This is a genomic window from Parafrankia colletiae, assembly GCF_001854655.1.
GTDB lineage: Bacteria > Actinomycetota > Actinomycetes > Frankiales > Frankiaceae > Parafrankia > Parafrankia colletiae.
The window spans coordinates 142,110-155,194 of the sequence record NZ_MBLM01000025.1 but is presented as its reverse complement, the minus strand read 5'-3'; the positions used below and the strand labels follow the sequence as shown (position 1 = coordinate 155,194).

Sequence of the window (13,085 nt, the reverse complement as noted above, 5' to 3'; positions counted from 1 at the left end):
TCCTCCTTCGTCCACGGGCTGGGTTCACCGTATACCCGCCGAGCCCCCTTCCGGGGCGTCGTTGACGGGACTGTAACGCTGTAAGCACCCCCAGGCCGCGACATTCCGAGATCGGCGGCACCCCCAGGCCACCGGGGCATGATCGGCGCACGACCGGGGCATGACCGGCGCCTCGGCCCGTCAGCGCGAGTCGGTGCGTGCCCCCGGTGCGGGCCTACCCCTGGAACCGTCCAGCGCCGTGAGACCGGCCAGAACGCGCCGCAGGACGTCCAGGGCCTGAACGACGGCGATCTCGCGGACGCGGCGCCTGTCGCCGGGCAGCCGCAGCGAGCGCGCAGCCGAGCCGTCCGGGCCGGCGAGGCCCACGTGCAGCGTGCCGGCCGGCTTGCCCTCCTGCTCGTCCGGACCGGCGACGCCTGTCGTCGCCAGCCCGTATGTGGCCCCGAGCCGGTCCCGGACCCCCGCCGCCATCGCCTCGGCGGTGGCGTCCGACACCGCGCCGTCGGTCGCGAGGATCTTCGGGTCGACGCCGAGCGCGGAGTCCTTCACGTCGGTGGCGTAGGCGACGATTCCGCCGCGGAAGACCGCGCTGGCACCGGGGACGTCCGTCAGCCGGCCGGCCAGCAGGCCGCCGGTCAGCGACTCGGCGACAGCAAGGGTCGCACCCCGGGCGCCGAGCAGTTCCAGGACGACCTTCTCCAGGGAGTCCTCGTCGGTGCCGTACAGGCCGGGGCCGAGCGCGAGGCGGGCGGCAGCCTCGACCGGAGCGATGAGCTCGTCGGCAGCGGCCCGGTCAGCCGCCCGGGCAGTGATCCGCACCCTGGTCTGGCCACCGCTGGCGAGGAACGCGATCCGCGGATTCCCGACCGGCTCCAGCCTGGTGACCTCGTCGGCGAGCGCCTCGGCGACCGCCGACTCCCACATGCCCGCCGTGCGCAGAACGCGGTGCACGACGACAGCCGGCTCGCCGGCCCGCCGCAGGATGTCCGGCAGCACGCTGCGGGTGAACATGTCCTTCATCTCGTACGGGACCCCGGGCATGGCGTAGACCACGCCGACACCGATCTCCATCCGGATGCCGGGAGCCGTTCCGGGCCCGTTGGGCAGGGCCTGCGCGCCCACCGGCAGGTCGGCCTGGCGAAAGTTCATCTCCGGCACGCCGCGGCTGCCGGTGGCGGCCCGGTTCCGTCCCATCTCGGTGAACCTGCGGCGCAGGTTCGTCTCCTCGGCCTCGTCGCGGCGCAGCCCCACACCGGCTGCCTGGGCGATGCCCTCGCGGGTCAGGTCGTCCTGGGTCGGGCCGAGCCCGCCGGTGAGAACGACGGCGTCGGCGCGTCCCAGCGCCAGGGTGATCGCGGACGCGATGTCGGAGATCACATCTCCGACCACGCTGGACGTCGCCACCTGCACGCCGACGTCGGCGAGCTGACCGCCCAGCCAGGCCGCGTTGCCGTTCACGATGTCGCCGTAGAGAAGCTCGTCCCCCACGGCCAGCAGCTCAGCGCGCATCGGTCTCCCCCGTTCCGGGCCCGACGGCGGGCCCGTCCACCCCTCGGACCAGCTCACCCACCGGTGGTGCTCTGCACGGGCGCGGCTCCGGCCTGACGGCGCAGTGCCAGGGCCCGGTAGACGTAGTCCGCCCCGGTCACGACCGCGACGACGACACCGCAGCCGAGGATGGCTGCCCGCCCCGTCGCGGCGATGCCGTCGAGCGGGAGCACATAGAGGCCCAGCGAGATGTTGAGCAGCAGTGTCTTCGCCTTTCCCCCACGGCTGGCGGCGATCACGCCGAACCGGATCACCCACAGCCGCAGCAGGGTCACGCCGATCTCACGGACAGCGACGACGACCGTGACCGCCCAGGGCAGCTCGTCCAGCAGCGACAGGGAGACGAGGGCGGCGCCGGTGAGGGCCTTGTCCGCGATGGGGTCGACGAGGATCCCGAAGTCGGTGATCAACCCGCGTCGACGAGCGACCGTGCCGTCGATCTGGTCGGTGACGGCGGCTATCGCGTAGGCGGCGAAGGCCGCGTAGCGCCAGCCGTCGGTGTCCGGGCCGGCGAAGAGGAAGGCGATGAACACCGGTACCAGCGCCAGCCTCATGATCGTGAGGGCGTTGGCGATGTTGAGCAGCGGGGGCTTCGGCTCCGCGCGGTGCGGCACCGGCCCGGCAGCGGGCGCGGGATCCGCCCGCGGCGGACCGGCACTGGCGAGAGCGGCCTGCTCTGCCCACGCGGCGGCGTCGCCGGATGATGTGCCCGCGCCCGGTCCGGTCACGCCGGATCCGGGAGCCGGCCCACCACGCCTGCCAGATCACGTGACCGCGGGACGGGCTCCGCCGCGACGGCACCGGTATGACCACCACCACCAGCACCAGCACCAGTGGCACCGGTGCTGGTGCTGGTGGTGGCAGCGGTGCCAGGCGGCGCGACGCTGGCCCGGTCGAGGACGTCGGCGAACTCGGCGACGAGATCGACACCCTCGGCCGCCACCACCCGGGCTGTGACGAGATCGCCGACGGCGACCCCGCCGGCCACCCCGCCCGCGGGGAGCCGCACGGTGCACGCACCGTCGGCGTCGGCCTGCTGGTGGCCTGCGCAGCCGAACACCAGCCCGCCGGCCACCTCTTCGACCAGTACCTCCACCGTGGTGCCGACGCGGCGCTCGGCGCGGGCCTCCGTCAGCTGCTCGACGAGGTTGGTGACGTCGACGCGGCGGCGCTCGATCTCGTCGGGGTCCAGGTGGCCGTCCATCCCGGCCGCCTCGGTCCCCTCCTCGTCGGAGTAGCCGAACACGCCGACAGCATCCAGGTCGGCGCGTTCGAGGAAGTCCATGAGGATCTCGACGTCCTCCTCGGTCTCGCCGGGGAAGCCGACGATGACGTTCGAGCGCGCGCCGAGGTCACCCAGCATGGTGCGGCCCCGCCGCAGGAGGTCGAGGAAATCGTCGGTGCCGCCGAAACGGCGCATCCGGCGCAGCACGGCCGGGCTGGCGTGCTGGAACGAGAGGTCGAGGTACGGCGCCAGCCCTGGCGTCGTCAGCAGCGCCTCCAGCAGTGACGGGCGCAGCTCCGCCGGCTGGAGGTACACCGTCCGGACACGCACGATGCCGGGGACCGCAGCGAGCCGGGGCAGCAGCTTCTCCAGCGCCCGCAGGTCACCGAGGTCCTTGCCGTAGGACGTCGAGTTCTCGCTGACCAGCACGAGCTCCCGCGCACCCTGCCCGGCCAGCCACTCGGCCTCGGCCAGCACCTGCTCCGGGGGGCGGGAGACGTGCGACCCGCGGAACGACGGGATGGCGCAGAACGCACAGCGCCGGTCACACCCGCTCGACAGCTTGACCGGAACGACGGGACCGGCGGTGAGCCGCCGCCGGCCGGCACCACTCGCGCCCACCGGCTCGGCCCGCGCCGCCGAGACCGCCTCCGCGGGCGGCAGCTGGATGTGGCCGGGCAGATGGGGGGCGTGCGCAGCACCCGCGGCGCCCGCCCGCTCGACCGGCGTGATCGGCAGCAGCGCGCGCCGGTCCCGCGGGGTGTGCGCGGACGGCCGCTCACCGGCGAGGACCGCGTCGAGATGGGCCGAGATCGCCGGGTAGGCGTCGAAGCCGAGAACCGCGTCCGCCTCCGGCAGGCTCTCGGCCAGATCCCGGCCGTACCGCTCCGCCATGCAACCGACGGCGACCACCGCCCGCGGACCGCCCGCCGGCCCGCCGGGCTCGGCTGCCCCGTCGGGCTCGCGCAGGGAGTCCGCCGCGAGCAGGGCGTCGATCGAGTCCTTCTTCGCCGCCTCGACGAAACCGCAGGTGTTCACCAGTACCGCGTCGGCGTCGGCGGCGTCGTCGACGAGCTCCCAGCCGTCGCCGGCGAGCCGGGCGGCGAGCTCCTCCGAATCCACCTCGTTACGTGAACAGCCGAGTGTGACGACAGCTACCCGGCGGGTCGGACGAGGGGACACGGACCCAGGCTACCGGGACAGGCCTGGCGGACGTGCCGACGGCCCGGCCGGAGCCGGCGTGCCGACCGGTCAGCGGCCCGGCCGACCGGCCGGTGAGCGCAGGTTCGGCGCGGCCAGGCCGGTCGCCTGGTCATCGCCCATGGTGCAGCCGCCACCGGACGCGGCGAGCGTCAGCCGGACGGTGACCACCTGGCCCGGCGCCCCGGCCGGGCCGAGATTCCGCCCGTTGCACGAGAGATCCACCGCACCCGCGTTACCCATCTTGATCTCCAGCGTGCCCTCGGACGACACCTCGCGGCTGTCACCCTGCTCGAGGAGCAGCTGGAAGAGCTCCCCGCCCTCGTCGCGCACCTCCAGCCAGCTCTGCGCATCGCGGGCCTCGACCCGGACGTTCACGCCAGGCGGCTGGGAGGTGGCCGGGGCCGGCGACGGCGTGGGCGGGGCGGCGACGGGGGCGGTGCTCGGCGGCGCGCTCGGACGCTGGGCGACCGTGTCCTCGCCGTCACCGCCGGACGGCAGCAGCAGGGCGACAAGTGCGAACAGGCAGACCACCACCAGCGACACGATCATCGCGGGGGCCCAGCGGAACCCACCCCGCCGTCGCCCGCCGCCGCCACCGCCGCCGCCGTGCAGCGGGTCGAACTCCGGCGAGGCGACCACAACCGGGGACGGAACCCGTTCGTGGCCGGCGTCGTAGGCGGCGAGCAGCGGCACCGGGTCCAGGCCGAGCGTGGTCGCGATGGTCCGCAGGTGCCCGCGCGCGTATACGGCACCACCGCAGTTACTGAAGTCGTTGCGCTCGATCTGCCCGATCAGCGCCGCACGGATCCTCGTCCGGTCGCTGACGTCCTCGACGGTGAGACCCGCGGCGTGACGCGCCGCCACGAGCGTCTGCCCGACCGAGTCCGGGGCCACCGGGCCGGGGAGCGGCAGGTCCGGGCTCAGCTGCGGTGACCCGCCCGCATCCGGGTCACCGGAGGCACGCGGGGCACCGGACGCACCTGGGGCCGGGGCGCCCTGCATCGGGACATCCCGCTCCGGTGTGCCCGGCTCCGGTGTGCCCGGCTCAGTCACAGCCAGCTCAGTCGCATCCGGCTCCGTCGCATCCGGCTCTGCGGCACCCGACCGAGGGGCCGCAGGTTCGTCCGCGGATTGCATGAGCGAACCTCCGCACCCGTTATCCCGCTGGCGCCGTAGCGGCGCCTGCCGATATTACGGTTGCCCGCCGACGTCCGACAGCCGGCAACGGACCTGTCCAGACTTTCTTATCCGCTGCGGAGCGTCGTGAGAAGTCCCTCCAGCTCGTCCGGCATCACCAGCACGTCCCGCGCCTTGGAGCCCTCGCTCGGCCCGACTATGCCGCGGCTCTCCATCAGGTCCATCAGTCGGCCGGCCTTGGCGAACCCGACGCGCAGCTTGCGCTGCAACATCGACGTCGAGCCGAAGTGGGTGCTCACGACGAGCTCGACCGCCTGGAGGAACAGCGCCATGTCGTCGCCGATCTCCTCGTCGATCTCCTTGCGTGCCTCGCCGCCGCCGTCGAAGACATCCGGCACGAAGGTGGGCTGCGCCTGCTCCTTCGTGTGATCGACGATCGCGGAGATCTCGTCCTCGGAGACGAACGCGCCCTGGATACGGGCCGGCTTGCTCGCGCCCATCGGCAGGAAGAGCGCGTCGCCGAGCCCGACCAGCTTCTCCGCGCCCGCCTGGTCGAGGATTGTCCGRCTGTCCGCCAGCGACGCTGTCGCAAACGCCAGCCGGGACGGCACGTTGGCCTTGATCAGACCGGTGACGACGTCGACGGAGGGCCGCTGGGTCGCCAGCACGAGGTGGATGCCGACCGCACGGGCCATCGCCGTGATCCGGGTGATCGCGTCCTCGACGTCACGCGGCGCGACCATCATCAGGTCGGCCAGCTCGTCGACGATCGTGAGGATGTACGGGTAGGGCACGTAGACCCGTTCCGACCCGGGCGGGGCCACGATCTCGCCGTTGCGGACCTTGCGGTTGAAGTCGTCGACGTGGCGGACCCCGGCGGCGGCGAGATCCTCGTACCGGTTCTCCATCTCCTTCACCACCCACTGCAGCGCGTCCGCCGCTTTCTTGGGATTGGTGATGATCGGCGTGATGAGATGGGGGATGCCCTGGTAGCTCGTCAGCTCGACCCGTTTCGGGTCGACCAGGACCATGCGGACCTGATCCGGGGTGGCCCGCGCCAGCACGCTGGTGATGAGCGTGTTGATACAGGTCGATTTTCCCGCTCCGGTCGCGCCCGCGATGAGGATGTGCGGCATTTTCGCGAGGTTGGCCAGCACATAGCCGCCCTCGATGTCCTTGCCGAGGCCCACCAGCAGCGGATGCGGGTTTCCCGTCGCCTCCCCGCTACGCAGGACGTCACCGAGAGACACCAGTTCGCGGTCGGTGTTCGGGATCTCGATACCCACGGCGCTCTTGCCCGGGATCGGGCTGATGATCCGCACGTCCGGGCTCTTGACGGCGTAGGCGATGTTCTTCCCGAGCTGGGTGATGCGCTCGACCTTCACCGCCGAGCCCAGCTCCACCTCGTACCGGGTCACCGTCGGCCCCCGGGTGAAGCCGGTGACCTTCGCGTCCACCTTGAACTGCGTGAACACGTCGGTCAGCGAGGCGATGACACCGTCAGTGGCCGCCGAGCGAACCTTCGGCGGGGTCCCCGACCGCAGCAGCGTCGGCGACGGCAGCCGGTAGGCGCCGTCCGTCGGCGGGACAAGGTACTCGATCTCGTCCGGACCAGGCGGTGGGTCGCCGGCCAGGTCGGACCCCGCGACCGCGACCGCGGCTGCGGCGGCGGGCGCGCCGGCCGCCGCGCGGGCGCGCTGGCGCCGCGCTGCCGGGCCGGCCGCGCCGTTCTCGCCGGCAACGAGGCCGATGACGTCCTCGCTGTCCTCCCCGTCCGCCAGGCCCGCGACGTCGGCGAACAGGTCGGCCGGGTCGGTGCCGTCATCCGCTGGCGCGGGAGGGCGCGAACGGCCGGCAGCGGACCGCCCGCGCCCCGCACCCGCACCCGCCTCCGCGCCCGCGCCGCCGGCGTCCACGTCGTACACGCCCTCGCGCGGGGACCGGGAGGCACCGCGCCGGCGTCGCGACCGCGGCGGCTCCTCGTCGAGCAGCTCGTCGAGCGCGGTGTCCTCGTGGACGGCGCCGTCCACGTCCGCACCCGACTCGTAGTCGTCGAACTCGTCGTCCTCGCCGGCGTAGCCACCCGGCTCGCGGATCGGGACGGTGAGCCGCTCGGCGAACTCGCGGAGCTTCTCCGGCACCTGGCGGATCGGTGTCGCGGTCACCACCAGGAACCCGAAGAGCGACATGATCAGCAGCAGCGGGACGGCCACATAGGCGGTCACCGCGCTCGCCAGCGGCGCGCCGCCGAGCAGCCCGAGCAGGCCCCCGGCCGTGCGTATCCTGTCGACGCCCTGGGCGAGGTCCGGCTCGCCACGCGCGATGTGCAGCACGCCCAGGATGCCCAGCGCGACAGCGGCCCAGCCGATGACCACCCGCCCGCGGCTTTCCGGGTCCGACGGCGACCGGACGAGCCGCCAGGACGCTCCGAGGCAGAACAGCGGGACGGCCAGCGCCCCGGCCCCGACGAACAGCTCGATCGCCGCCGCGACGAAGCCCCCGGCCGGGCCGCCGGCGCCACCCCACAGAGCCGCGCCGAGCAGGATCGCGGCGCCGAAGGCGGCGAGCCCCAGGCCGTCGCGCCGGTGGTCGGCATGGATCCGCAGATCCCGCGTGTTGCGGCCGAACCGGCGCAGCGCGCTGCCGAGCAGCCCGGCCGCGGCCATCCACGCGTGGTAGACCGCCTTGACGGCGATCTGCGCGATCAGCAGCTGGATCGGCGGCTTCGGCGGCTCTGACCGCCGGCGCGCGCTCGCGCCGCGGGTCGCGGCGCCACGGGTGGGAGCCGCGGGCTGCCTGCGCGCGGGAGCCCGCCCGGAGCCGCCCGCACCGGACCGCGCCGTGGCCGCTCGTGGTTTGGTCTGCGCCTGCGTACGGGCGCCGGACGTGCGTGTGGCCACGCGGAGAAGGTACCCGGGAAGCGACGCGAGTCGCTGCAACCCAGACTATCCGGGCGTGCCATGACGGTGTCCACGGCATTCTGACCCGCCTGAGCGGGCCACTCGGCATGTCACACGGCATGTCACACGGCAAAGGGAGAAAGCCCCGGGCCAGAGATTGGCCCAGGGCTTTCGGAGCAGATCCGCGGACCGCTCTCAGACTTCCAGGACGACCGGGAGGATCATGGGACGGCGCCGGTAACGCTCGTTCACCCATCGGCCGACCGTGCGCCGGACGAGCTGCTGCAGCGCGTTCGTGTCGGTCATCCCCGAGCGCATCGCGTCGTTCAGGGCGTCGGCGAGCCGGTTCTGGACCTCGTCGAAGGCACTCTTGACGTCGGAGAAGCCGCGGGCCGACAGGTCCGGGCCGACGACGACCTTCCCTGCGGCGGCGTCCACCACGACCGTAATCGTGATGAAGCCCTCCTCGCCGAGGATCCGCCTGTCCTTCAGGCTGGACTCTCCGACGTCTCCGACGGCGAGACCGTCGACGAAGACCATGCCGCACGGCACCGCGCCGGTGATGCTGGCCTGGCCGTCGATCAGGTCGATGACCATGCCGTCCTCGGCGAGGATCACGCGGTCCGGCGGGACGCCGGTCGCCTCCGCCAGGGCACCGTGGGCACGCAGATGCCGCCACTCGCCGTGCACCGGCATCATGTTCGACGGCCGCGTCGCGTTCAGCACGTACAGCAGCTCGCCGGCCGGGGCGTGCCCGGAGGTGTGCACCATCGCCACGCCCTTGTGGACGACCTTCGCGCCCCACCGGGTCAGACCGTTGATCACCCGGTAGATCGCGGTCTCGTTGCCGGGGATCAGGCTGGAGGCGAGGACGACCGTGTCGCCCTCCTCGATCCGGATCGCGTGGTCCCGGTTGGCCATTCGGGACAGCGCCGACAGCGGCTCGCCCTGGGAGCCGGTCGAGACCAGGCAGATGTTGCGGTCCGGCAGGGAGTCGACGTCCCGGCTGTCGATCACCAGACCAGGCGGAACGCGCAGCAGGCCCAGGTCACGGGCGACGCCCATGTTGCGGACCATGGAACGACCGACGAAGCAGACGGATCTGCCGTGCGTCTCCGCGGCGTCGAGAACCTGTTGCACCCGGTGGACGTGGCTGGCGAAGCAGGCCACGACGATGCGCCGGTCGGCTTCGCGGAAGACCTTGTCGAGCACGGGTGCGATCTGCCGCTCCGAGGCCACGAAGCCGGGCACCTCGGCGTTGGTGGAGTCCGACATCAGCAGGTCGACGCCCTCCCGGCCGAGGCGGGCGAAGCCACCCAGGTCGGTCAGTCGCCCGTCGAGCGGGAGCTGGTCCATCTTGAAGTCACCGGTGTGCAGGACCAGGCCCGCATCGGTGCGGATGGCGACCGCCACCGCGTCCGGAATCGAGTGGTTCACCGCGAGGAACTCGCACTCGAACGGCCCGAACGTATGGTGCTCCTCCTCGCGGATCTGCATCGTCACCGGCTTGATGCGGTGCTCGGCGAGCTTCGCGACCATGAGCGCGAGGGTCAGCCTGGTGCCGATCAGCGGGATGTCGCGGCGTTCACGCAGAAGGTAGGGAACCGCCCCGATGTGGTCCTCGTGGGCGTGGGTCAGGATGACCGCCTCGATGTCGTGCAAGCGGTCGCGGATGGCGGTGAAGTCGGGCAGGATCAGGTCGACGCCGGGCTGGTCGGTCTCCGGGAACAGGACGCCGCAGTCCACGATGAGCAGCCGGCCGGCGTGCTCGAACACGGTCATGTTCCGGCCGATCTCACCGAGCCCGCCCAGCGGGATGATCCGCAGGCCGTCGGCACGCAGCGGCGGCGGTGGCCCCAGTTCGGGGTGCGGGTGCGTCATGAAGCCGCCGTCCCGGCGGCAGCCGCGGCGGTGCCCGGTCTCGCGGCGTCTGGTCCCGCGGGGGCGGACCCTGACGGCGCCGCCGCCGACCCACCCGCAGCGGGCTCCAGGACGGCCGCGGCGAGGTCGGCGCGCAGCCGCGCGCGCTCGGCCTCGGTGGCGTCGACCAGTGGGGCACGGACCGGCCCCGCCGGCAGGCCGGCCATCGCCAGTGCCGCCTTCGTCGTGATCACACCCTGAGTGCGGAAAACTCCCTCGTATGCGGGCAGCAAGCCCTTGTGTAGCGTGATCGCCCGACCCACCTCACCGGCCCCGAAGGCCTCGATCATCGCCCGGATGGCGGGGGCGGCCAGGTGACCGACAACACTGACCACACCACACGCACCAACGGACAGCAGCGGAAGATTGAGCACGTCCGTGCCCGAGTAGTAGGCGAGGCCCGAGTTGGCCAGCACCCATGACGACGCGGAAAGATCGTCCTTGGCGTCCTTCACCGCGACGATGCGCGGGTGGTCGGCCAGCTGCAGAAGCGTCTCCGTCGTGACGGGCACCCCGGACCTGCCAGGAATATCGTAGATCATGACAGGTAGGCACGTCGCGTCCGCGACGGCCCGGAAGTGCGCGAGCAGCCCGGCCTGCGGGGGCTTGTTGTAGTACGGAGCGACGACCAGCAGGCCGTCGGCGCCCGCCTTCTCGGCCGCGCCGGCCAGTTCCAGCGTGTGCCGGGTGTCGTTCGTGCCGACACCGGCGATGACACGCGCCCGGCCACCGACCGCCTCGCGGACCACGCGCAGCAACGTGTCCTTCTCCGCGTCGGAGGTGGTCGGGGACTCCCCGGTCGTGCCGTTGACGACCAGCGCCTCGTTCCCGGCGTCGACGAGGTGCTCCGCGAGCGCCGCGGCGCCCGGGACATCGAGCCCGCCGTCCGTGGTGAACGGCGTGATCATCGCCGTGATCATCCGCCCGAACGGGGCCGGGGGCAATGCTGACATACCTGCCACGCTAGCGGGCACCTCCGACATCTCCTCCGACGGTCACCGACCGGCGGAGTCGGCATCCCCCACCACGCACCCGTAGTTCCGCGGCGTGCCGGCGGAACGACCGGACCGTCTCGTCCGGGCGTCCGCGGCACCGGCGGGCCGGGCAGGGAACGAAGAACTACTTCCAAGCGGCTTTCAGGACCCTGACACCAGCCCCGACGGCCCCGACGGACCCGCGGGCGGACGCCCTGCGGGCTCTCGACGGCCCCCGGCGATCATGTTCCGGTCAAGCCGCATCCACAGCTCACGACGGCCGAGACGGACGAACGACCGCAGGCCACCCACGCGCGCCGCGCCGCCAGCGACCCCCGCGCCGTAGTTTTTCGGCATGCTCACCGTCCCGTCTCGCACGACAGTGGGTTCAGGGTACCGCCACGGCCCCGGCGGCGGTCGCTGTTCGCCGGCGCGGGAGGCGTCCCGCCCCTGCCAGCAGGCCTGATGGTCCGCTAAGGCCACAGTGCGGCCACAGCAGTCAGGGGTGTCGGCCCAGCCTGGGGCTGCCCGCCCGCCCCGGGAGTGATCGACGTGACCGGCTCGTCCGGCGGCCGGTGCCAGCCCAGCGCGCGCAGCCCGGACAGCACCGCCAGCGCGACCAGCAACGCGAGCAGCGCCTGCTTCGCCGGGCCCAGCACCCAGGCCGCCAGGCTCGACCGCTCGCGGGTGAGCAGCACCGTCGCGGCGAACGACGACGGCACCGCCACCACCGCGACCGCGTCGGCGCCGAGCTCGAACGGCAGCGCCGACAGCGCCACGGTGAGCACCATGAGGATCATGATCGCGGCGGCGACCCGGCCGACATCCGGCGAGACGCTCAGGCCGACGACCAGCTTCGCCCGCRCCGCCCGCCGCGCGTCGGTGCTGTAGAACGYATACACCTCGCGGTTCTGGTGGACGTCCTCCACATAGGTCCGGGCGATCCGCCGATGCTCCAGGTCGACCGTGATCGGAGTGCTCAGTTCGATGCTGGAGTCGTCGGTGCCGATGCTGACGTGGTAGCTGCCCGGACCGCCAGGGTCGATGTCCACCAGGGCGACCGGCATCAGCCACCGCCGGCGTAGCGTTGCGTCGTCGTCCCGTACCGGGCACCGGCGGGCGAGCGCCGTCCGGCGCTCCTCCTTCATCTTGATCAGACACGGCCGGTAGGGGTCCGTGGTGACGGCGGCGAGTGCCTCCCAGCGCCGCCCGTACTCGGCGACCGTRCTCAGCACCGGTGTCGCGGTCTCGCCCACCAGGCTCAGCTCGTCCACCCAGCCGGTGAACTCGCGCAGGTAGTAGCCGATGTGCCCGATCTCCAGCGGGGTCGGGACGTCCGGGTCCCGCCACAGTTCACCGACCGCGAGCAGCAGGGTGTCCGCGCTGCTCAGCGGGTCGAACGGCTCGGCGAGCGCCTCGCCCAGCGCGATCTGGGCCGGTTCGAGCAGCGCGTGCCAGGACCGCAGGGTCGCCGCGGGCACCGCCAGGTCCGCCTCGCGCTCGAGGTAGGTGCGCACCGCGTCGAGGCTGAGCGGACGGCCCGGCCGGGGCCTCAGCCGCGGCATGTTGCCGGTGAGCCGGCCTGGCCGGAAGCGGGAGATCGCGTCCACGACCCGGCGGGCCGGCCCCGGCAGCGGGCAGCCGGCGGCCTCGGCGAGCAGCGCGATCAGGTTGCCCTGGATCGCGACCGACGTTCCGTACGGCATCAGGTGCGCGTCCGAGCCGCTCGGGCCGACGAGGTCGAAACCGACCAGCGCCCGCTTCGGCAAGGTGGAGACCGGGAGCAGCAGGCACACCTCGGGCGGCAGCCGACCGGCTGTGTCGAGGCGGCCGGTGCCCGGAACGATGCTGGTCAGCAGCCCGTCCAGCGGACCCCAGTTGACGGACCGGGCGAGCTGGCAGCGGTTGGCGCTGACGATCGTGAACTGGTCGACGACCCGGCGACGCAGCCCCTGGTACTCGGCCGGCGGGGCCAGCAGCATGGTGGTGACCTCGTCGACGTCGGTGAGGTCGAGGACCGGTGCGCTGTCGGCGTCGTCCCGCCGGCTCCAGCGCCGGAGCCGCCCGCCGGGCCACCCACTGCCGGGCCATCCACCGCCGGGCCCGCCCGGACCTCCGGCACCGCCGGTCGCGCCCCCGTTTCCTGACGCCACGCGCGTTACCCCAGCCCCGCGGCGG

General features: G+C 72.9%; 8 protein-coding genes. All 8 read right to left on the bottom strand.

Annotation, left to right across the window (positions count from 1 at the left end):
• Positions 1-180: 180 nt before the first annotated feature.
• Positions 181-1,509, bottom strand: a complete 1,329-nt coding sequence (locus tag CC117_RS04960) for a competence/damage-inducible protein A (RefSeq protein ID WP_071082562.1) — start codon at positions 1,507-1,509, stop codon at positions 181-183.
• A 53-nt stretch (positions 1,510-1,562) separates the two neighbouring features.
• Positions 1,563-2,276 carry a CDP-alcohol phosphatidyltransferase family protein gene (locus tag CC117_RS04955; protein WP_071082561.1) on the bottom strand — a complete coding sequence of 238 codons (714 nt, stop codon included), beginning with the start codon at positions 2,274-2,276 and terminating at the stop codon, positions 1,563-1,565.
• Entirely contained in the window at positions 2,273-3,955 is a 1,683-nt protein-coding gene (locus CC117_RS04950) for a MiaB/RimO family radical SAM methylthiotransferase (protein WP_071082560.1), read from the bottom strand. Before CC117_RS04950 ends, CC117_RS04955 begins: the two co-directional genes overlap by 4 nt.
• Before the next feature lie 69 nt (positions 3,956-4,024).
• Positions 4,025-5,029 carry a helix-turn-helix domain-containing protein gene (locus CC117_RS04945; protein WP_407673472.1) on the bottom strand — a complete coding sequence of 335 codons (1,005 nt, stop codon included), beginning with the start codon at positions 5,027-5,029 and terminating at the stop codon, positions 4,025-4,027.
• A 191-nt stretch (positions 5,030-5,220) separates the two neighbouring features.
• Positions 5,221-8,013, bottom strand: coding sequence for a DNA translocase FtsK (locus CC117_RS04940; RefSeq protein WP_071082633.1), 2,793 nt, complete (start codon positions 8,011-8,013; stop codon positions 5,221-5,223).
• Between the two features lie 195 nt (positions 8,014-8,208).
• On the bottom strand, positions 8,209-9,894 hold the full coding sequence (locus CC117_RS04935; RefSeq protein ID WP_071082559.1) for a ribonuclease J: 1,686 nt from the start codon (positions 9,892-9,894) through the stop codon (positions 8,209-8,211).
• Positions 9,891-10,916, bottom strand: a complete 1,026-nt coding sequence (gene dapA / locus CC117_RS04930) for a 4-hydroxy-tetrahydrodipicolinate synthase (RefSeq protein WP_071082558.1) — start codon at positions 10,914-10,916, stop codon at positions 9,891-9,893. The genes CC117_RS04935 and dapA overlap by 4 nt, the downstream gene beginning before the upstream one ends.
• A 464-nt stretch (positions 10,917-11,380) precedes the next feature.
• A complete protein-coding gene (locus CC117_RS04925; RefSeq protein WP_071082557.1) occupies positions 11,381-13,060 on the bottom strand; it encodes a hypothetical protein in 1,680 nt (559 codons plus the stop codon).
• Between the last annotated feature and the right edge of the window lie 25 nt (positions 13,061-13,085).